This window comes from Micromonospora sp. SYSU B005, assembly GCF_055362685.1.
The window spans coordinates 283,658-300,700 of the sequence record NZ_JAXCFU010000006.1 but is presented as its reverse complement, the minus strand read 5'-3'; the positions used below and the strand labels follow the sequence as shown (position 1 = coordinate 300,700).

Here is a 17,043-nt window from a genome sequence, read left to right as displayed (position 1 = left end):
TCCCACAGCGCGCCCGCGCCGCAGCCGCCTCGGATGTGGCCTGCCACACTGCTGCGCATGCGCGTGCTGCTCTGCCCGGACAAGTTCGCCGGCACGCTGCCGGCCCCAGACGTGGCCGCCGCGGTGGCCGACGGCTGGCGTGACGTCGCCCCCGGCGACGACCTGCTGGCCCGGCCACTCGCCGACGGCGGGCCGGGGTTCGTCGACGTGCTCGCCGGGGCGCTGGGCGGGCGCCGGGTGCCGGTGCCCACCGTCGACCCGCTGGGCCGCCCGGCCGCCGGTGAGATCCTGCTCACCGACGACGGCACGGCGTACCTGGAGAGCGCGCAGGCGTGCGGACTGCACCTGCTCACCGCCGCCGAACGCGACCCGAAGGCCACCACCTCGTACGGGCTGGGGCTGCTCGTCGCCGCCGCGGTCGAGGCGGGCGCGCGCACGGTGGTGGTGGGGCTGGGCGGCTCGGCCACGAACGACGGCGGCGCCGGGATGCTCGTCCCGCTGGGCGTCACGCCGCTGGACGGCGCCGGCCGGGCCCTGCCGTACGGCGGCGCGGCGCTGGCCGAGGTGGCCGCGCTCGACGGGGAGCCCCGGCTGCGCGGCGCCACGCTCGTCGCCGCCACCGACGTCGACAACCCGCTGCTCGGGCTGCACGGCGCGAGCAGCGTCTTCGGCCCGCAGAAGGGCGCCGACCGGGCCGACGTGCTGCTGCTGGACGCCGCGCTGACCCGCTGGGCGGAGGTGCTGACCGAACGCCTGCCCGGCTGCCCGTCCGGGCTGGGCGCGCTGCCCGGCGGCGGCGCCGCGGGCGGCCTCGGCGCGGTGGTGCTGGCGCTCGGCGGCCGGTGCGAATCGGGCATCGGCCTGGTCACCCGCGCGGTGAGACTGGACGCCGCGCTCGACGCCGCCGACCTGGTGATCACCGGCGAGGGCTCGTTCGACCACCAGTCGCTGCGCGGCAAGGTGGTCGCCGGCGTGGCCGGGGCCGCCCGGGACCGGGGCGTGCCCTGCGTGGTGCTCGCGGGACGGGTGAGCACCGGACGGCGGGAGGCGGCGGCGGCCGGCGTCACCGAGACGTACAGCCTGGTCGAGCACTTCGGCGGCGAGGAGCACGGGGGAGTGGACGCCGCGATGACCCGCCCGGCCGAAGGGCTGCGCGCGCTCGGCGCCCGCCTCGCCCGGCAGTGGAGCCGCTGACCGGTTCCGCTGGTCACGCCGCCGGGTGGCGGCGCCGGAGGCGGCGTACGATCGAAAGACGGACCACACCGGGAATCACTGGCGGACGTGCGGCGTTGGCCAGGACGTCCGGACCTCATACCGCGCAGGGAGACTTCCACGTGACCACGCCAGCGCAGACCGAGTCGACCGAGGCCAAGGCCCCCAGCACCGTCGTCCTCACCGACGTCGCGGCGCAGAAGGTCAAGGCCCTGATCGAGCAGGAGGGCCGCGACGACCTGCGGCTCCGGGTCGCCGTGCAGCCGGGTGGCTGCTCCGGCCTGCGGTACCAGCTGTTCTTCGACGAGCGCTCGCTCGACGGTGACGTCGTCACCGACTTCGACGGTGTCGAGGTCGTCGTCGACCGGATGAGCGCCCCCTACCTGGCCGGCGCCACCATCGACTTCGCCGACCGGATCGACGCCCAGGGCTTCACCATCGACAACCCGAACGCGGGCAACTCCTGCGCCTGCGGCGACTCCTTCAGCTGAGTCGACGACCGACCGACAGCGGCGGGCCGTCCCCGGTGGGGCGGCCCGCCGCTTCGTCGTACCCCCGGCGCGTGACGTACCCCCGGGGTGTGACGCCCGGATGTGCGCTGACCGACCGGTTGGTGACCGACCGCCGTCCGTCCGGTCCGGGGGCCGGTAGGCTGACCGCGCCGTGCTCCCGACCCCGAGGGTTGACATGAAGATCGCCGTGACCGGCTCGATCGCGACCGACCACCTGATGAGCTTCCCCGGCCGCTTCGCCGATCAGCTCATCGCCGACCAGCTCGACAAGGTCTCGCTGTCCTTCCTCGTCGACGAACTGGTGCTCCGGCGTGGCGGCACCGCGGCGAACATCGCCTTCGGCATGGCCCAGCTCGGCCTGCGCCCGGTGCTGCTCGGCGCGGTCGGCGCCGACTTCGCCGACTACCGCTCCTGGCTGGAGCGCCACGGCGTCGACTGCGACTCGGTGCACGTCAGCGAGATCGCGCACACGGCACGCTTCGTCTGCACCACCGACACCGACATGTGCCAGATCGCCTCCTTCTACGCCGGGGCGATGAGCGAGGCCCGCAACATCGAGCTGGCCCCGGTGGCGCAGCGCCTCGGCGGGCTGGATCTGGTGCTGGTCAGCGCCAACGACCCGGCCGCGATGATCCGGCATTCCGGCGAGTGCCGGGACCGCGGCTACGCCTTCGTCGCCGACCCGTCGCAGCAGCTCGCCCGGATGGACGGCGCGGACGTGCTCGGCCTGGTCGAGGGCGCCGACTACCTGATGACCAACGAGTACGAGAAGTCGCTGCTGCAGAGCAAGGCCGGCCTCACCGACGAGCAGCTGCTGGACCGGGTCAAGGTGCGGGTCACCACGCTGGGCAAGCAGGGTGTGGAGATCGCCGGCCGGGAGATCGGCACGATCCGGGTGCCGATCGCGCGGGAGATCCAGGCGGTCGACCCGACCGGTGTCGGCGACGGCTTCCGGGCCGGTTTCTTCGCCGCGCTCGACTGGGGCGTCGGGCTGGAGCGCGCGGCCCAGGTCGGCTGCCTGCTGGCCACGCTCGTGCTGGAGAACTTCGGCGGCCAGGAGTACGAGGTCCGCCGCGACCTGTTCGTGAAGCGACTCGCCGAGTCGTACGGTGACGCGGCCGCCGAGGACGTCCGGCCGCACCTGCTGTGACCGGCCCGGCCGGCGGGGTGGACCCGGAGGTCCGCCCCGGCACCGGCGGTCCGGTCCTCGTCGCGTTCGCCGGGCTGCCGGGTGTGGGCAAGACCACCCTGGCCGCCCGGGTCGGCGCCGCTCTGCGCGCCCCGGTCCTGCCGGTCGACCCGGTCGAGCGGGCCCTGCACCGCTACGGCCTCACCGGCGACGTACCCGGCATGGCCGCCTACGGCGCGGTCGCCGGGCTGGCCGAGGTGCAGCTCGGCCTGGGGCTCAGCGTGGTGGTCGACGCGGTGAACCCGGTCGCCAGCGCCCGAGGACTCTGGCACGACGTGGCCGAACGGGCCGGCGTGCCGCTGCGGGTGATCGAGGTGCACTGCGGCGACGAGGAGGAGCACCGCCGCCGCGTCGAGGCCCGCCCGCCCGAGGAGCACGGCACCTGGGAGCAGACGCTGCGCCGCCGGGCCGAGTACGAGCCGCTGATCGGCCCGCGCCTGGTGGTCGACACCGCCGTGGCGGCAGACCCGCTGCCGGGCATCCTCGCGTACCTGCGCTAGCCGCTCACCCGGACGTCGTAGGCGGGGCCGGGGTGCGCGTCGAGGAACTCGTGGCCGCGCATCCGGCACCACGCCGGGATGTCGACGGCCGCCGCCGGGTCGTCGGCCAGCACCCGCACCACCGCGCCGACCGGCAGACCGGGCACCAGCCGGGCGAGATTGATCACTGGTAGCGGGCAGCGCTGCCCCCGGCAGTCCAGCACCTGATCCGGCTCGCTCACAGGTCCGTCACCCCCGCCTCCGCCCGCAGGTCCGCCACGATCCCGGGCAGCTCGGCCAGGAACCGCTCCACGTCCGCCTCGGTCGTCTCCCGGTGCAGCGACACCCGTACGTTGCCGTGCGACAGCACCCCCATCGCCTCCAGCACGTGTGACGGGCGCACCGTCGACGACGTGCACGACGAGCCGGAGGACACCGCGAACCCGCGCCGGTCCAGCGCGTGCAGCAACGCCTCGCCGTCCACGTACAGGCAGGAGAACGTCACCAGGTGCGGCAACCGGTCCACCGGGTCGCCGACCACCTCCACGTCCGGCACCTCGGCCGCCACCCGCGCCCGGATCCGGTCGACAAGCGGACCCAGCCGGGCCGCCTCGGCCGCCGCGTCGGCCGCCGCCGCGCGCAGGCTCGCCGCCGCCGCCACCACCGCCGGCAGGTTCACCACCCCGGGGGTACGCCCCGACTCCCGCTCGTCGGCCGGGTACGGCGACTCCCACCGGGTGCCCTTGCGCACCACGAGCAGCCCGACGCCGGGCGGCCCGCCCCACTTGTGCGCGCTGGCGCTCAGCACCGACCAGCCCGCCGGCAGCGGCGCCCGGCCGGCCAGCTGTGCCGCGTCCACGTACAGCGGCACGCCCGCCTCGGCGCACGACTCCGCCGCCGCGGGCACCGGCTGCACCGTGCCCACCTCGTGACTGGCCCCGATCAGCGCCGCGAGGGCCACGCCGGGCGCGGCCACCGCCGCCGACCAGGCGTCCAGGTCCAGCCGGCCCGACCGGTCCACGGGTACGGACACCGCCGTGCCGCCGGCCGCCGTGTGCCGCTGGGCGGCGTGCAGCACCGCCGAGTGTTCGATCGCCGAGTGCACAAGCGTCGCCCCGGCCCGCCGCCGCCCGGCCAGGCCACCGAGTACGGCGGCGTGCGCTGCCGTCGTACCGCTGGGGGTGAAGGACAGCTCGTCGGCGCGGACGCCGAGCGTCTGCGCGGCGGCCTCCCGCGCGGCGTCGAGGAGCCGGCGGGCCCGGCGGGCCGCCGAGTAGAGCCGGGCCGGGTCGGCCCAGCCGTCGTCCAGGGCGGCCAGCATCGCCTGCCGCGCGACCGGATGCAGCGGCGCCGCGGTGGCGGCGTCCAGGTAGACCGGGGAGGCGCTCATGGGGTTCCACGCTATCGCCCGGTTACGCCCAAGATCCCCCCGATGGGGGTGGACAGCGACCCCAAGACGGCCTGGCCGGTCATGGTCGAGTAATCTGCGACCGTCGGTGACGCCTTTGCCGTCGGTGTCAAGGAGAACAACCGCCGCGGCGCGCTAGGGAGGCAGGACCAGGTGGTCGCAAGGAGTTCGGAGGTACGGCGCTCGGCCGTACGGCACAGCGCTTCCCCGGGGGCCGGTGGACGCCGGCGGCGTGGTGCTGGTCGAATCGCCGGGCTCGGTCTCGGCGCGGCGGCGCTGCTGGTCTCGCTCACCGGCTGTGACGTCGGCAAGACGTTCGGCGGGTTCGGCTGGCCGCAGGGCGGCATCACGCCCGAGTCGCACCGCATGTACGACCTGTGGATCGCGTCCTGCATCGCGGCGCTCGCCGTCGGCGTGTTCGTGTGGGGCCTGATCTTCTGGTGCGTGGTCCGCTACCGCAAGCGCGGCAACGAGCTGCCGGTGCAGACCCGCTACAACCTGCCGATGGAGTTCCTCTACACCATCGCGCCGATCCTCGTGGTCTCCGTGCTCTTCTACTACACGGCGGTCGTGCAGACCGACGTGGTGAAGGAGTCGAAGAACCCGGACGTCACCGTCGAGGTCGTGGCGTTCAAGTGGAACTGGCAGTTCAACTACCGCGACGGCCAGGGCCGCGACGCCAACACCGTCGCCTCGGTGCTCGGCACCAGCGAGGTCATCCCGGTGCTGGTGCTGCCCAGCGGCCGCTCGATCCGGTTCGAGGAGACCAGCCGCGACGTCATCCACTCGTTCTGGGTGCCGGAGCTGCTGTTCAAGCGGGACGTCATGCCGGGCAACGTGCGCAACACGTTCGAGGTCTCCAGCATCGACCAGGAGGGCGCGTTCGTCGGCCGCTGCGCCGAGCTGTGCGGCAGCTACCACGCCTTCATGAACTTCGAGCTGCGGGTCGTCTCGCCGGAGAAGTACGACCAGTTCCTGGCGGCCAAGAAGGCCGGCAAGTCGACCCAGGAGGCGCTCGGCGCGATCGGTGAGCCGGAGTACGCCACCGAGACGAAGCCGTTCGACACCCGGCGCGACGTGAACAACTTCAACCCGTCCGACGCGTCGGCCGGCGCGGGAAGCTGAGGGGTTCGGCATGAAGACCGAGTGGAAGATCTTCCTGACCATCGCCACGTTCCTCCTCGGCGCGACGATCCTCTACGGCGCCTGGACGCACGCCGACAGCGGCGGCCACGTCGAGTGGATCGGCACCGTGGCGCTGCTGCTGTCCTTCCTGCTCTGCGCCATGTGCGGCGGCTTCTTCTGGTTCGTCTCCCGCCGTATCGACCTGCGCCCCGAGGACCGGCCGGACGGCGAGATCGCCGACGGCGCCGGTGAGGTCGGCTTCTTCAGCCCGGGTAGCTACTGGCCGTTCGGGCTGGCGCTGGCCGCCGCGATCGCCGGTCTCGGCCTGGTGTTCTGGCAGTTCTGGCTGCTGGGACTGGGCCTGGTGGCGGTCGTCCTCGCCACCTGCGGGCTGCTGTTCGAGTACTACTCGGGCACCCGCCGCACCGCCGAGCACTGACCCGAAGCACCGTCGCAGGCCCGCGCCCCCTCTCCGGGGCCGCGGGCCTGCCGCGCGTTCCCCCACCCGCCCCGCCCCCGCTTTCCCCGTCGATCATGAAGTTAGCGGCGTTGGCGGTCCCTTTTGTCCCCGTCAACTTCATGATCACCGCCAGACGCGGTCAGCCTGGCGCTCTCCCGCTCACCTCCGACGCGCACCACCGGCTCACACCAGGACCACAAGAGATCTTGGAAGGAAACGGCCCTCATAGGGGCCGTTTCCTTCCAAGATCTCGCCGCGCGGCTTGGCCCGGTGTTGTCACGGGGGGCGCCGCCGACACTCACGCCCAAGCCCAACGCCCGATGCGCTCCCGGCGCCCGCCCTGCCTCATTGATCCGGGGGAGCACCGCCACCTGCCGGTCACCCGGACGGTGATCAAGGAGTTTGTGTCCGCCTGGAAGACCGCGGGGACACCAACTCCTTGATCACGAGCGGCGGACGGTTGGGCTGTCGGGCGTGGCGGGATGCAAGGGTGGCGGGCGGCGCGGAGGCGTAAGAGGCGCGGACAGTCTCGGCGCGGTGTGCCGGAAGGGTGCAGAAGGGCCGCGGCGCGGAAGGGCGAAGACGCGAAAGGGAGTGGAGGTCAGGCGGCCTGGGGGTGGGAGGGGCGGCGGGCGCGGCGGCCGGACAGGCGGGTCTCGCGGAACGTGAACGTGGCGATCACCACTGCCGCGCCGCAACCGGTGCAGATCAGCTCCGGGCAGTCGGCGCCGTGCCCGTCGCCGCACGGCGGCGCCTCGAACAGCACGACGCCCTCGCAGGTGTCACAGTGCAGCTCGCGGTCAGACACGGGTGGCTCCTCTCGCTCCGGGCACGGGCCGGGGCGGGAAGCCGCCGGCCGGGTGGACCGAAGACGGAAAACGGATAGACCGAAAACGGATAGACCGAAAACGGAAAATAACTCCCGTGTAGTTTGGCACGCGGGTACGACAACACCCGCGTCAGGCCGCCGTCAGGCGGCGCGCGCCACCTCGAGCCAGCGGTCCAGCGCTGCCGCGGCGGCGCCGGAGTCGACCGCCTCGGCGGCCCGGTCCAGGTTGGCCCGCAGCACCTCGTGCAGATCGCCGTCGAGCGGCCCCTGGGTGGCAAGCGCGACGGCGGCGTTGACCAGCACCGCGTCCCGTACCGGCCCGGTCTCGCCGGCGAGCAGGCGCCGGACCACGTCGGCGTTGTAGACCGCGTCCCCGCCGCGCAGGTCGGCCAGGGTGGCCCGGGGCACACCGAGGTCCGTAGCGTCCAGCACGGCCTCCGTGACGGTGCCCTGCTGCGCCACCCAGACCCGGGTGGGTGCGCCGGTGCTGAACTCGTCCAGGCCGTCCTCGCCGCGTACCACGATCGCGGAGTCACCACGGGCCGCGAAGACGGCGGCCATCACCGGGGCCATCCGCTTGTCGAAGCAGCCCACCGCGCCCGCGCGGGGCCGCGCCGGGTTGGTCAGCGGGCCGAGGAAGTTGAACGCGGTGGGTACGCCGATCTCGCGCCGGACCGGGCCGGTGTGGCGCATGCCGGGGTGGAAGCGGGCGGCGAAGCAGAAGCCGATGCCGGCCTCGGTGACGCAGCGGGCCACCTGCTCGGGCGCCAGGTCGAGGGGTACGCCGAGCTGCTCCAACACGTCGGCGGTGCCGCAGGAGGAGGAGGCGGCCCGGTTGCCGTGCTTGACCACGCGCACCCCGGCCCCGGCGACCACCAGCGCCGCCATGGTGGAGATGTTCACCGTGTGGGCGAGGTCGCCGCCGGTGCCGACCACGTCCAGCGCGCTCGCGCGTACGTCCTCGGGCAGGAGCACCGGCACCGCGCGGGTCAGCATGGCCTCGACCAGGCCGCCCAGCTCGGCGGGGGTCTCACCCTTGGTGCGCAGCGCCACGGCGAACCCGGCGATCTGCGCCGGGGTGGCCGAGCCGGCCATGATCTCACCCATCGCCCACGCGGTGTCGGCGGTGGAGAGCTCCTCGCCGCGCAGCAGCGCGTTGAGCAGAAGCGGCCAGGTCCGTTCGCCCATGGCGGGCCTCCCGAGCGGCGTGAGAAAGCGGTTGGGGCGCGCCACGGCCGCGTCGCCGTGGCGCGCGAAGACCGGAGGGGTCAGGCCGCGGCGTGGGTGCGGCGCAGCAGCTCCGCCACGGTGCTGCCGGCGACCACCGGGTCCAGCGGGTGGGTCAGCGTGGCGTCGACCTCGGCGTACGCGGCCAGCCAGCGGTCGGCGGCGCGGGCGAGCACCACGCAGGTGGGCGGCGCGTCGTCCCGGTCGTCCTTGATCTGGCGGGCGATGCCGATGCCGCCGCCCGGGGTCGCCTCGCCGTCGAGCAGGAGCAGGTCGATCTCGTAGTCGTCGACCAGCCGGATGCAGGCGTTGTAGTCGTCGGCCTCGACGAACTCGATCTCGAGCCCGGGCGCCGGCCGGGTGCCCACGGCGAGCCGCATCCGGTCGCGGACCTTCGGGTCGTCGCTGTAGAGCAGGACGGTGCAAAGACGATCGCTCATCGTGACGTGGCTCCCACCTCGTAGCTGCCCGCTGATCGTAGCGGTCGTCACATCCGGGCTGTCGCCCCGCCCGGCGGGCTCGGGGCGTACCCCGGAACGGGCCGTCAGGCGCTCGTCTCCGCGGCGCGCTGGCGGGCCTCCTGGCGGTCCAGCTCGCGGTCGAGCCGCCGGGCCTCGCGCTCGGACTGCTTGACCCACTGGACGACCAGGACGGCGAGCATGGTGACGCTCACGAACTCGCCGCCGGCCCACAGGATGCCGCCCGCGACCACCTGGTCGTTCCAGGGGTCGGACCAGGACAGGTTGAGCGACGGGTACCAGTCGCCGCCGAACAGCGTGGTGCTCTGCATGATGGTCAGGCCGAGGACGGTGTGGAACGGCACCGAGAGCAGCATGAGCAGCGCGCGGCCCGGGTACGGCCAGCGGCCGGGCAGCGGGTCCAGCCCGAGCAGCGGCCAGAAGAAGACGCAGCCGGTGGCGATGAAGTGCGCGTGCACCAGCTCGTGCGCCCACTCGTGGCGCAGGGTGAACTCGTAGAGGTCGGTGAAGTACAGCGCGAACGGGTTCACCACGAAGATGGCGAACGCCACAAGCGGGAAGCTGTAGATCCGGATCACCTTGCTGTGCACGATCGCGAGCAGCCGCTTGCGGGGTCGTGCCGGCAGCGTGCGCAGCGCCAGCGTCATCGGGGCGCCGAGCGCCAGGAAGATCGGCGCGATCATGGACAGCACCATGTGCTGCACCATGTGCACCGAGAGCAGGGCGGTGTCGTACGCGCCGAGGCCGGTGAGCGTGACCAGGGCGATGCCGCCGAGGCCGGGGCCGAGGAACGACACGGTACGGACGACCGGCCAGCGGTCGCCGCGCAGCCGCAGCCGGTGCACCCCGTAGAGGTAGAGGCCGGCGGCCAGGACGATGCCCAGCGTGAGCCAGCTGTCCAGCCGGGTCTCGGTGAACACCCGGGTCACGGTGAACGGCGGCGGGGCGCCCTCGCCTCCCGCCGCCAGCGTCGCCGGAACAGCCGAGGTGACGGCGCGGATCTGATCGACGTGCAGCACGCTTTTCAGGGTAGGTCAGGCGAAGCGGACCACCACGATCGGGCCACGGAAGGGCCGGGTTTGCCACCCCGCTGATCGTCGGTCCCGGTCAGGGGCAATAATGACCGCGTGACTGCGGCCCCAGCCATTGACAAGAGCCGGATCCACTCCCTGACCCGACCCAACATGGTCAGCGTCGGGACGATCGTGTGGCTCTCCAGCGAACTCATGTTCTTCGCGGCGCTGTTCGCGATGTACTTCTCCATCCGCGCGGCGGCGCCGGAGCAGTGGGAGAAGCACACCGAGGTGCTGAACATCCCGTACGCGACCACGTTCACGGTGATCCTGGTGCTCTCCTCGATCACCTGCCAGATCGGCGTGTTCGCGGCCGAGCGCGGTGACGTCCACGCTCTGCGCCGGTGGTTCACGATCACCTTCGTGATGGGTCTGATCTTCGTGCTCGGTCAGTTGAACGAGTACCGGACCCTGGTGCACGAGGGTGTGAAGATCAACGAAGACGGTTACGGGTCGATGTTCTACCTCACCACCGGCTTCCACGGTCTGCACGTGACCGGCGGTCTCATCGCCTTCGTGATCTTCATGATCCGTACCACGATGGGCCGGTTCACCCCCGCCCAGGCGACCTCGGCGATCGTCGTGTCCTACTACTGGCACTTCGTGGACGTCGTGTGGATCGGGCTCTACGTCATGATCTACTGGCTTCAGTGATCTTGGCGCGTCACGAACCGCGCCGCTGCTCCGTCCCCTGAGACAAGGTCCAACCGGTTAAGGACACAGGTCATGACTTCTGACAACGACCGCCGACGCGGTCTGCTCGCGCGGCTGCGCGGGCGGCCCGTAGTGCGCAGCAGGGGCCGCCGCCGGCTGGGTGCCGCGGTCCGGCTGTTCGCCGCGCTGATGCTGGCCGGCGGTGCCTACACCGTCTTCGCCCCCGGCGTGCAGGCGCAGGACAACCCTCCGTTGACCGCCGCAGGCAACGAGGGCAAGGCGCTGTTCGACGTGAGCTGTGTGACCTGTCACGGTCGCAACGCCCAGGGCGTCGAGGGCCGCGGTCCGAGCCTGATCGGCGTCGGAGCGGCCTCGGTGGAGTTCCAGGTCAGCAGCGGTCGCATGCCGATGGCCCGGCAGGAGGCCCAGGCCATGCGCAAGCCGCCGCAGTTCACCGACGAGCAGGTGCGCCAGCTCGGGCAGTACATCCAGGAGCTCGGCGGCGGCCCGGAGGTCCCCAACGGCGACCTGCGTGAGGGCGCCAACCTGTCCACCGGTGGTGAGCTGTTCCGGATCAACTGCTCGCAGTGCCACGCCTTCAGTGGCGGCGGCGGTGCGCTGTCCTCCGGCAAGTACGCGCCGAGCCTGGCGCCGGCCAGCGACCGGCAGATCTACGCCGCGATGCTGAGCGGCCCGCAGAACATGCCGGTGTTCGGCGACAACCAGATCACGCCCGAGGAGAAGGCGGACATCATCGCCTACATCCAGGAGACGCTGAAGCACGACGGCGACCCGGGCGGCTTCAACCTGGGCCGCTACGGCCCGTCGACCGAGGGTCTCGCGATCTTCCTGGTCGGCATCGTCGCGCTGGTCTTCGCGAGCCTGTGGATCGCGGGCAAGTCGTGACCGGACGGATCAATGCTTCCAGTGCTGTGGCGCCGACCCCCGGCGTCACCCGTAGCGAGGTGACGGCATGAGCACCCACACCGAGCACCAGGCCCAGCAGGGCCCGGAGCCGCTCGACGTGAACGACCCCCGGCTCTCCCGGTTCGACATCGTCCAGGAGGGTGCGCGGCGGGACGACATCGAGATCGTCCACTACGAGCCGCAGGTCGTCCCGGGCAGCAAGGCCGAGCGCCGGCTGACCCGTACGGTCGCCCTGATGTTCCTGCTGACCGGCGTCTTCGCGACCGCCTTCCTGGTGGTCTACATCTGGTGGCCGTGGCAGTGGGAGCCGGGTACCGGCGGCGACAAGCTCTACACGCCGCTGCTCGGCCTGACCCTCGGCCTCGCGCTGCTGGGCATCGGTTTCGGCATCCTGACCTGGGGCAAGAAGTTGCTGCCCAAGGAGGTCTCGATCCAGGACCGGCACGACCAGGCCGACGACCCGGAGGGTCGCAAGATCACCGGCGAGACCATGCTCTACCTGGCCGACGAGATGGGCGTCCGTCGCCGGCCGCTGCTGGGCATCTCGCTGCTCGCCGGCCTGGCGCCGGTGGGCGCGGTGGCCGCGGCCCCGCTGATCGGTGGCCTGATCGAGCAGCCGCACAAGAACAACCAGATGTTCACCACCGGCTTCCAGCCGGGTGAGGGCGGCAAGAAGATCCGGCTGATCCGTGAGGACGGCCGCCCGATCCGCCCGGCCGACGTCAGCGTCGGCGGCCAGCTCACCGTGTTCCCGGGCATCGACGGCGGCGTGAGCAACCTGCACGCCGACTCGCCCACCCTGCTCATCCACCTGCGGGAGGACGACGCGCAGAAGTCGCGCGCCGCGAACGAGCGCAAGGGCCACGGCGACTACATGTGGGGCAACTACGTCGCGTTCTCCAAGATCTGCACGCACGCGGGCTGCCCGGCCAGCCTCTACGAGCAGCAGACCAACCGCCTGCTCTGCCCCTGCCACCAGTCGCAGTTCCTCATCACCGACAACGCCAAGCCGATCTTCGGCCCGGCGAACCGGCCGCTGCCGCAGCTGCCGATCGAGGTGGACGAGGAGGGCTTCTTCGTGGCGAAGTCCGACTACACCGAGACCATCGGTCCCGACTTCTGGGAGCGGCCATGAAGCGCCGAAAGTTTGATGCGGCCGCGCTGCCGGCCAAGAGCGCGCGGGCGGTGGACGACCGCTTCCAGGTGGCCACGCCCCTGCGCAAGCTGCTGAACAAGGTCTTCCCCGACCACTGGTCGTTCCTGCTCGGCGAGATCGCGCTGTTCTCGTTCATCGTTCTGCTGCTCACCGGCGTCTTCCTGACGTTCTTCTTCGAGCCGGCGATGACCGAGGTCATCTACAACGGCAGCTACGCGCCGCTGCGGGGCACCCCGATGTCGGCCGCCTACGCCTCCAGCCTGGACATCTCGTTCGATGTCCGGGGTGGTCTGATCATGCGGCAGATGCACCACTGGTCGGCCCTGCTGTTCATGGCCGCCATCGTGGTCCACATGCTGCGGGTCTTCTTCACCGGCGCGTTCCGCAAGCCGCGTGAGACCAACTGGATCATCGGCTCGCTGCTGTTCTGGGTCGGCTTCCTGGCCGGCTTCACCGGCTACTCGCTGCCGGACGACGGCCTGTCCGGCACCGGTCTGCGGATCGCCTCCGCGATCATCCTGTCGATCCCGGTGATCGGTTCCTGGGTCAGCTCGTCGATCTTCGGCGGGGAGTTCCCCGGCACCATCATCATCAGCCGCTTCTTCATCGCCCACGTGCTGCTCGTCCCGGGTCTGCTGGTGGCGCTGATCAGCGTGCACCTCGGCCTGGTGTTCAAGCAGAAGCACACCCAGTGGCCCGGCCCCGGCCGGACCAACTCCAACGTGGTCGGCGAGCGGATGTTCCCGCGCTACGCGCTCAAGCAGGGCGGCTTCTTCATGGTCGTCTTCGGCGTGATCGCGCTGATGGGTGGCCTGTTCCAGATCAACCCGATCTGGCTGTTCGGCCCGTACGAGGCGTGGGTGGTCTCGGCCGCCAGCCAGCCCGACTGGTACGTCATGTTCCTCGACGGCTCGACCCGGCTCATGCCGGGCTGGGAGATCCACATCCCGATCGGCAACGGGTACGTCATCCCACCGTTGTTCTGGCCGACCGTGGTGCTACCCGGAATCCTGGTCGGCCTGTCGACGATGTATCCGTTCCTGGAGGCGCGCCGCCTCAAGGACTACAAGCACCACAACCTGCTCCAGCGGCCCCGGGACGTTCCGGCCCGGACCGCCGTGGGCGCCATGGCGCTCGCCTTCTACATCGTGCTGACCCTCTCCGGCGCCAACGACGTCATCGCGGACAAGTTCCACATCAGCCTGAACGCGATGACCTGGGGCGGCCGGATCGGCCTGCTGATCCTTCCGCCGATCGCGTACTACATCACGTACCGGATCTGCCTGGGTCTGCAGCAGCACGACCGGGAGGTGCTGGCGCACGGCGTGGAGACCGGCATCATCAAGCGGCTGCCCGACGGGCGGTTCGTCGAGGTCCACCAGCCGCTCACCTCGGCCGACGGCCACGACGGTCACCCGCCGGCGCTGGACTACGTCGGCTGGGTGGTGCCGAAGAAGATGAACCGGCTAGGTGCCCTCGGCCCGGCGATCCGGGGCTTCTTCTACCCGATCGAGAAGCCGGCCGAGGCGCCGGTCTCGCCGGGGCACCCGCCGGTCGAGGCCCGGCCGGAGCGGGAGGAGATCGGCAGCGGCGAGAGCCGTCGCTGACCCTCCCCGGTACGACTGACAGTGGCGCCCGCCGGATCATCCGGCGGGCGCCACTGCCGTTTCCGCACCGGTCGTCCCGTTCCCTCCCGCGCACGCCGGGAGGCCGGTGCGCGGACGGCCGTCGCCCCCGACACGGACGGGTGGAATCGCAGGAATAACCCCGGTCAGCCGGGTATCCGTGCGGTCCGACGTCTCATGGGGGAGGAACGAATGTTGGGAATCAAACGCCTGGGCCTGCTGGCCGCGCTGGTGGTCGTGGGGCTGGCGCCCGCCGCCGCGTCGCAGGCTGCGGCGCAGCCGTCGACGCAGGACACGCAATACCTGCAGGCGGTGCACCAGGTCAACCTGTTCGAGATCACCGCCGGTAACCTGGCCCAGCAGAAGGGTCAGAACCAGCAGGTCAAGGACCTGGGCAAGATGTTCGTGACGGACCACACCCAGCTGGACCAGACGGTGCAGTCGACCGCGCAGCAGCTCAACGTGCAGTTGCCGGCCGATCCGACCGCAGACCAGCAGAAGGTCCTGGACAAGCTGAACAACCTCAGCGGGGCCGAGTTCGACAAGGCGTGGGTGACCGCGCAGCTCGCCGGCCACGTCCAGGCGATCCAGGCCACCCAGACCGAGATCTCGCAGGGCTCGGAGCAGTCGGTGGTGCAGATCGCGCAGGACGCGCTGCCGGTCCTCCAGGCGCACTACGACGCGCTGGTGGCCCTGGCCCAGACCCTGGGCGTCCCGGTTCCGCAGACCAGCGCCAGCGGCACGCCCAGCCCGGGCGGCACCACGTCCCCGGGTGGCACCGAGTCGCCGGCTCCGGGCGGCACCGAGACCGAGGAGCCCGCTCCGGGCACCACAGAGACCCCGGTGCCCAGCCAGAGCTGACGTACCGCACGGTCGACGGTGGCCGGTCCGCCCGCGAGGGCAGGCCGGCCACCGGCTCGTGTCAGTCGGCGTTCGCCAGCCCGATCGCGAACGCCTCCTCCAGGTCGTGCTGGGAGTAGGCGCGGAACGCGATGTGCGACTCGGTGTTGAGTACGCCCGGCACCTTCGAGATGCTGCCGGCGATGACCTGGGCGATCTGGTCGAACTCCCGGACCCGCACCATGGCGATCAGGTCGACGTGCCCGGCCACCGAGTAGACCTCGCTGACGCCGGGCAGGTTGGCCAGGGTCTCGGCCACCTCGGGGATGGAGTCGGTGGCGCAGTCGATCAGCACGATCGCGGTGATCACGGGACGGTTCTCCGTTCGTCGGCGACGAGGCCCATGCTAGAGCCCGCGCCCCTCACCGCGCCGCCGGGACGGTCAGGTCGTCCCCGGCCCGGATCACCTCGCGCAGGCGTTCCCCGGCCGCGACGCTCGCGCCGGGCCACACCACCGACCGGTCCACGTCGCCGTGCACCAGCGCCCCGGCGCCGACCACCGAGCCGGTGACCCGGCCGGTCACCGTCGCCGCCGGGTCCACCAGCCCGTCCGGTCCGGCCGCGTGCAGGTTGGCGGCCAGGTAGTCGGCCGGGGTGCCGGTGTCGTAGAACGTGCCCCGGTAGGGCACGACGGTGAGCGCCCCGGCGGCCTCCGCCGGCCGCCACACCGCCCGGACCAGGTCGCCGAACGTGGCCGGCAGGTCGCGGACCAGCCGCCACGGCAGCAGCGAGAAACCCACGAACTCGTGGCCGTCGAAGGTTCCGGGGGCGTGCGGGTCGCCGGCGGGCCGGCCGAGCAGGCGTACGCCGTGCCCGTCCCACCCGTCCAGCAGCGCGGCGATGTCGGGGCCGGGCGGGGCCTGCGGATCGGCCAGGTACGCGTCGGCGTTGCCGACCAGCACGCCCCGGCCGTCGATCCAGTCCCGCAGCCGGCCCACGCCCCCGGCGGTGCCCAGCGGAGCGCCCGGCTCGACCGACAGGTGCGCCCGTCCGCCGACCCGCGCGACCACCTGGTCGCCCAGGTAGCAGGCGTTCACCGCGACCCGCTCCGGGCCGGTCAGGCCGAGCCCGGCGAGCCGGTCCAGCGCCCGGTCCAGCAGCGGGACGTTCCCGACCGGGCAGAGCGCCTTCGGTACCCGCTCGGTGAGCGGGCGCAGCCGGGTGCCCTCACCCGCCGCCAGCACCACCGCGCACACCTCGACCCCCGGTGCCGCGGTGCCCGTGTGCGGGGTGCTCACGCGGCCGGTGGGTGCTCGCCGGCGCGCGGGCCGATGCCGTAGTAGCCGAGCAGGTTGGCGGTGGCGCGGCTGAGCCGGGGCAGGTCGTCGAGCGGGTGGAAGGCGGCCTCGAACACCTCGGCGCCGTCCACCTTCAGCTCGGTGGTCGACGCCGGCACCTCGGCTTCGAAGACGACGTCGACCCAGCCCTTGGCGTGCACCACCGCGTTCGGCACGGCCGGGCGCAGCGCGTCGGGGGACAGGCGGACGCCTGATTCCTCGTACAGCTCGCGGGCGGCGCCCACCACCGGGGCCTCGCCGCGTTGCAGCAGCCCGGCCGGGAGCGTCCAGCTGTAGCCGGGCGGCTGGCGCAGCAGCAGGATCCGGCCCGCGCCGGTGGCCTCCGTGTCCTTGACCAGCGTGACCGCGCCGACGACGTACTTCGGTACGGCCAGCCGGACCAGCCGCCGCCGCAGCGGGACCGGAAGCCGGTAGAAGATCTGGTAGCCGAGGGCCCGTCCGGTGGCACGCGCGCGGGGGATCATGTCGTCCAGGCTAGTGGTCCCGGCGC

General features: G+C 72.2%; 20 protein-coding genes. 11 read left to right on the top strand and 9 right to left on the bottom strand.

What is annotated here, in order from left to right; genetic code table 11:
• The first annotated feature begins 33 nt into the window (after positions 1-33).
• The 4 genes from SM452_RS16865 to SM452_RS16850 all read left to right on the top strand — a co-directional run bounded on the left by SM452_RS16865 (position 34) and on the right by SM452_RS16850 (position 3,413).
• On the top strand, positions 34-1,194 hold the full coding sequence (locus SM452_RS16865) for a glycerate kinase family protein (RefSeq protein WP_463840238.1): 1,161 nt from the start codon (positions 34-36) through the stop codon (positions 1,192-1,194).
• Positions 1,195-1,334: 140 nt separating this feature from the next.
• Entirely contained in the window at positions 1,335-1,703 is a 369-nt protein-coding gene (gene erpA / locus SM452_RS16860) for an iron-sulfur cluster insertion protein ErpA (protein WP_013287705.1), read from the top strand.
• Positions 1,704-1,899: 196 nt separating this feature from the next.
• A complete protein-coding gene (locus SM452_RS16855; protein ID WP_135241352.1) occupies positions 1,900-2,874 on the top strand; it encodes a carbohydrate kinase family protein in 975 nt (324 codons plus the stop codon).
• Positions 2,871-3,413: a P-loop nucleotide/nucleoside kinase family protein gene (locus tag SM452_RS16850; protein ID WP_135241351.1), complete on the top strand. Its 543-nt coding sequence runs from the start codon at positions 2,871-2,873 to the stop codon at positions 3,411-3,413. Before SM452_RS16855 ends, SM452_RS16850 begins: the two co-directional genes overlap by 4 nt.
• Here the strand turns inward: SM452_RS16850 and SM452_RS16845 are convergent.
• Both SM452_RS16845 and SM452_RS16840 read right to left on the bottom strand, forming a co-directional pair.
• Entirely contained in the window at positions 3,410-3,634 is a 225-nt protein-coding gene (locus SM452_RS16845; protein ID WP_402811293.1) for a sulfurtransferase TusA family protein, read from the bottom strand. The two genes, SM452_RS16850 and SM452_RS16845, sit on opposite strands and share 4 nt — an antisense overlap.
• Positions 3,631-4,782 (bottom strand): cysteine desulfurase family protein, encoded by a 1,152-nt coding sequence (locus SM452_RS16840; protein WP_402811291.1) that lies wholly within the window; start codon positions 4,780-4,782, stop codon positions 3,631-3,633. Before SM452_RS16840 ends, SM452_RS16845 begins: the two co-directional genes overlap by 4 nt.
• 171 nt (positions 4,783-4,953) lie before the next feature.
• On the opposite strand from SM452_RS16840, the gene ctaC reads away from it, so the two are divergent.
• Together ctaC and SM452_RS16830 are read left to right on the top strand one after the other, a co-directional pair.
• A complete protein-coding gene (ctaC, locus tag SM452_RS16835; RefSeq protein WP_463840237.1) occupies positions 4,954-5,925 on the top strand; it encodes an aa3-type cytochrome oxidase subunit II in 972 nt (323 codons plus the stop codon).
• 10 nt (positions 5,926-5,935) lie between these two features.
• Positions 5,936-6,364: a cytochrome c oxidase subunit 4 gene (locus SM452_RS16830; protein WP_355512764.1), complete on the top strand. Its 429-nt coding sequence runs from the start codon at positions 5,936-5,938 to the stop codon at positions 6,362-6,364.
• A 622-nt stretch (positions 6,365-6,986) separates the two neighbouring features.
• Here SM452_RS16830 and SM452_RS16825 read toward each other — a convergent pair.
• The 4 genes from SM452_RS16825 to SM452_RS16810 form a co-directional block, all read right to left on the bottom strand.
• Entirely contained in the window at positions 6,987-7,193 is a 207-nt protein-coding gene (locus tag SM452_RS16825; protein ID WP_151499889.1) for a hypothetical protein, read from the bottom strand.
• Positions 7,194-7,355: 162 nt separating this feature from the next.
• Positions 7,356-8,402 carry an anthranilate phosphoribosyltransferase gene (trpD, locus tag SM452_RS16820; protein WP_463840236.1) on the bottom strand — a complete coding sequence of 349 codons (1,047 nt, stop codon included), beginning with the start codon at positions 8,400-8,402 and terminating at the stop codon, positions 7,356-7,358.
• 80 nt (positions 8,403-8,482) lie between these two features.
• Positions 8,483-8,881 (bottom strand): response regulator, encoded by a 399-nt coding sequence (locus SM452_RS16815; protein ID WP_194801159.1) that lies wholly within the window; start codon positions 8,879-8,881, stop codon positions 8,483-8,485.
• 104 nt (positions 8,882-8,985) lie between these two features.
• Positions 8,986-9,939, bottom strand: a complete 954-nt coding sequence (locus SM452_RS16810) for a cytochrome c oxidase assembly protein (protein WP_436798924.1) — start codon at positions 9,937-9,939, stop codon at positions 8,986-8,988.
• 108 nt (positions 9,940-10,047) lie between these two features.
• On the opposite strand from SM452_RS16810, the gene ctaE reads away from it, so the two are divergent.
• From ctaE to SM452_RS16785, 5 genes are all read left to right on the top strand, one after another.
• Positions 10,048-10,647, top strand: a complete 600-nt coding sequence (gene ctaE, locus SM452_RS16805; protein WP_354869940.1) for an aa3-type cytochrome oxidase subunit III — start codon at positions 10,048-10,050, stop codon at positions 10,645-10,647.
• A 72-nt stretch (positions 10,648-10,719) separates the two neighbouring features.
• Positions 10,720-11,553, top strand: coding sequence for a cytochrome bc1 complex diheme cytochrome c subunit (gene qcrC / locus SM452_RS16800; RefSeq protein WP_091421029.1), 834 nt, complete (start codon positions 10,720-10,722; stop codon positions 11,551-11,553).
• 67 nt (positions 11,554-11,620) lie between these two features.
• Complete coding sequence (gene qcrA, locus SM452_RS16795; RefSeq protein WP_194801161.1) at positions 11,621-12,709, top strand: cytochrome bc1 complex Rieske iron-sulfur subunit; 1,089 nt, start codon at positions 11,621-11,623, stop codon at positions 12,707-12,709.
• Positions 12,706-14,337: a cytochrome bc1 complex cytochrome b subunit gene (qcrB, locus tag SM452_RS16790; protein WP_355512759.1), complete on the top strand. Its 1,632-nt coding sequence runs from the start codon at positions 12,706-12,708 to the stop codon at positions 14,335-14,337. The genes qcrA and qcrB overlap by 4 nt, the downstream gene beginning before the upstream one ends.
• 210 nt (positions 14,338-14,547) lie before the next feature.
• Positions 14,548-15,216 carry a DUF4142 domain-containing protein gene (locus SM452_RS16785; RefSeq protein WP_120568762.1) on the top strand — a complete coding sequence of 223 codons (669 nt, stop codon included), beginning with the start codon at positions 14,548-14,550 and terminating at the stop codon, positions 15,214-15,216.
• Between the two features lie 61 nt (positions 15,217-15,277).
• Here the strand turns inward: SM452_RS16785 and SM452_RS16780 are convergent, their stop codons facing one another.
• Genes SM452_RS16780 through SM452_RS16770 form a run of 3 tightly spaced genes read right to left on the bottom strand, consistent with a single transcriptional unit; the run spans position 15,278 to position 17,017 of the window.
• Entirely contained in the window at positions 15,278-15,565 is a 288-nt protein-coding gene (locus tag SM452_RS16780) for an Lrp/AsnC family transcriptional regulator (protein ID WP_120327177.1), read from the bottom strand.
• A 52-nt stretch (positions 15,566-15,617) separates the two neighbouring features.
• Complete coding sequence (locus tag SM452_RS16775; RefSeq protein WP_355512757.1) at positions 15,618-16,493, bottom strand: nucleotidyltransferase family protein; 876 nt, start codon at positions 16,491-16,493, stop codon at positions 15,618-15,620.
• Entirely contained in the window at positions 16,490-17,017 is a 528-nt protein-coding gene (locus SM452_RS16770; RefSeq protein ID WP_194801164.1) for an NUDIX hydrolase, read from the bottom strand. Before SM452_RS16770 ends, SM452_RS16775 begins: the two co-directional genes overlap by 4 nt.
• Positions 17,018-17,043 lie beyond the last annotated feature (26 nt).

Bases quoted from the DNA above. Each gene is read 5' to 3' on its own strand.
- SM452_RS16865 (WP_463840238.1), top strand. From the start codon at position 34: ATGTGGCCTGCCACACTGCTGCGCATGCGCGTGCTGCTCTGCCCGGAC.
- SM452_RS16855 (WP_135241352.1), top strand. From the start codon at position 1,900: ATGAAGATCGCCGTGACCGGCTCGATCGCGACCGACCACCTGATGAGC.
- SM452_RS16840 (WP_402811291.1), bottom strand. From the start codon at position 4,782: ATGAGCGCCTCCCCGGTCTACCTGGACGCCGCCACCGCGGCGCCGCTG.
- SM452_RS16830 (WP_355512764.1), top strand. From the start codon at position 5,936: ATGAAGACCGAGTGGAAGATCTTCCTGACCATCGCCACGTTCCTCCTC.
- trpD (WP_463840236.1), bottom strand. From the start codon at position 8,402: ATGGGCGAACGGACCTGGCCGCTTCTGCTCAACGCGCTGCTGCGCGGC.
- SM452_RS16815 (WP_194801159.1), bottom strand. From the start codon at position 8,881: ATGAGCGATCGTCTTTGCACCGTCCTGCTCTACAGCGACGACCCGAAG.
- qcrC (WP_091421029.1), top strand. From the start codon at position 10,720: ATGACTTCTGACAACGACCGCCGACGCGGTCTGCTCGCGCGGCTGCGC.
- qcrA (WP_194801161.1), top strand. From the start codon at position 11,621: ATGAGCACCCACACCGAGCACCAGGCCCAGCAGGGCCCGGAGCCGCTC.
- qcrB (WP_355512759.1), top strand. From the start codon at position 12,706: ATGAAGCGCCGAAAGTTTGATGCGGCCGCGCTGCCGGCCAAGAGCGCG.
- SM452_RS16785 (WP_120568762.1), top strand. From the start codon at position 14,548: ATGTTGGGAATCAAACGCCTGGGCCTGCTGGCCGCGCTGGTGGTCGTG.
- SM452_RS16770 (WP_194801164.1), bottom strand. From the start codon at position 17,017: ATGATCCCCCGCGCGCGTGCCACCGGACGGGCCCTCGGCTACCAGATC.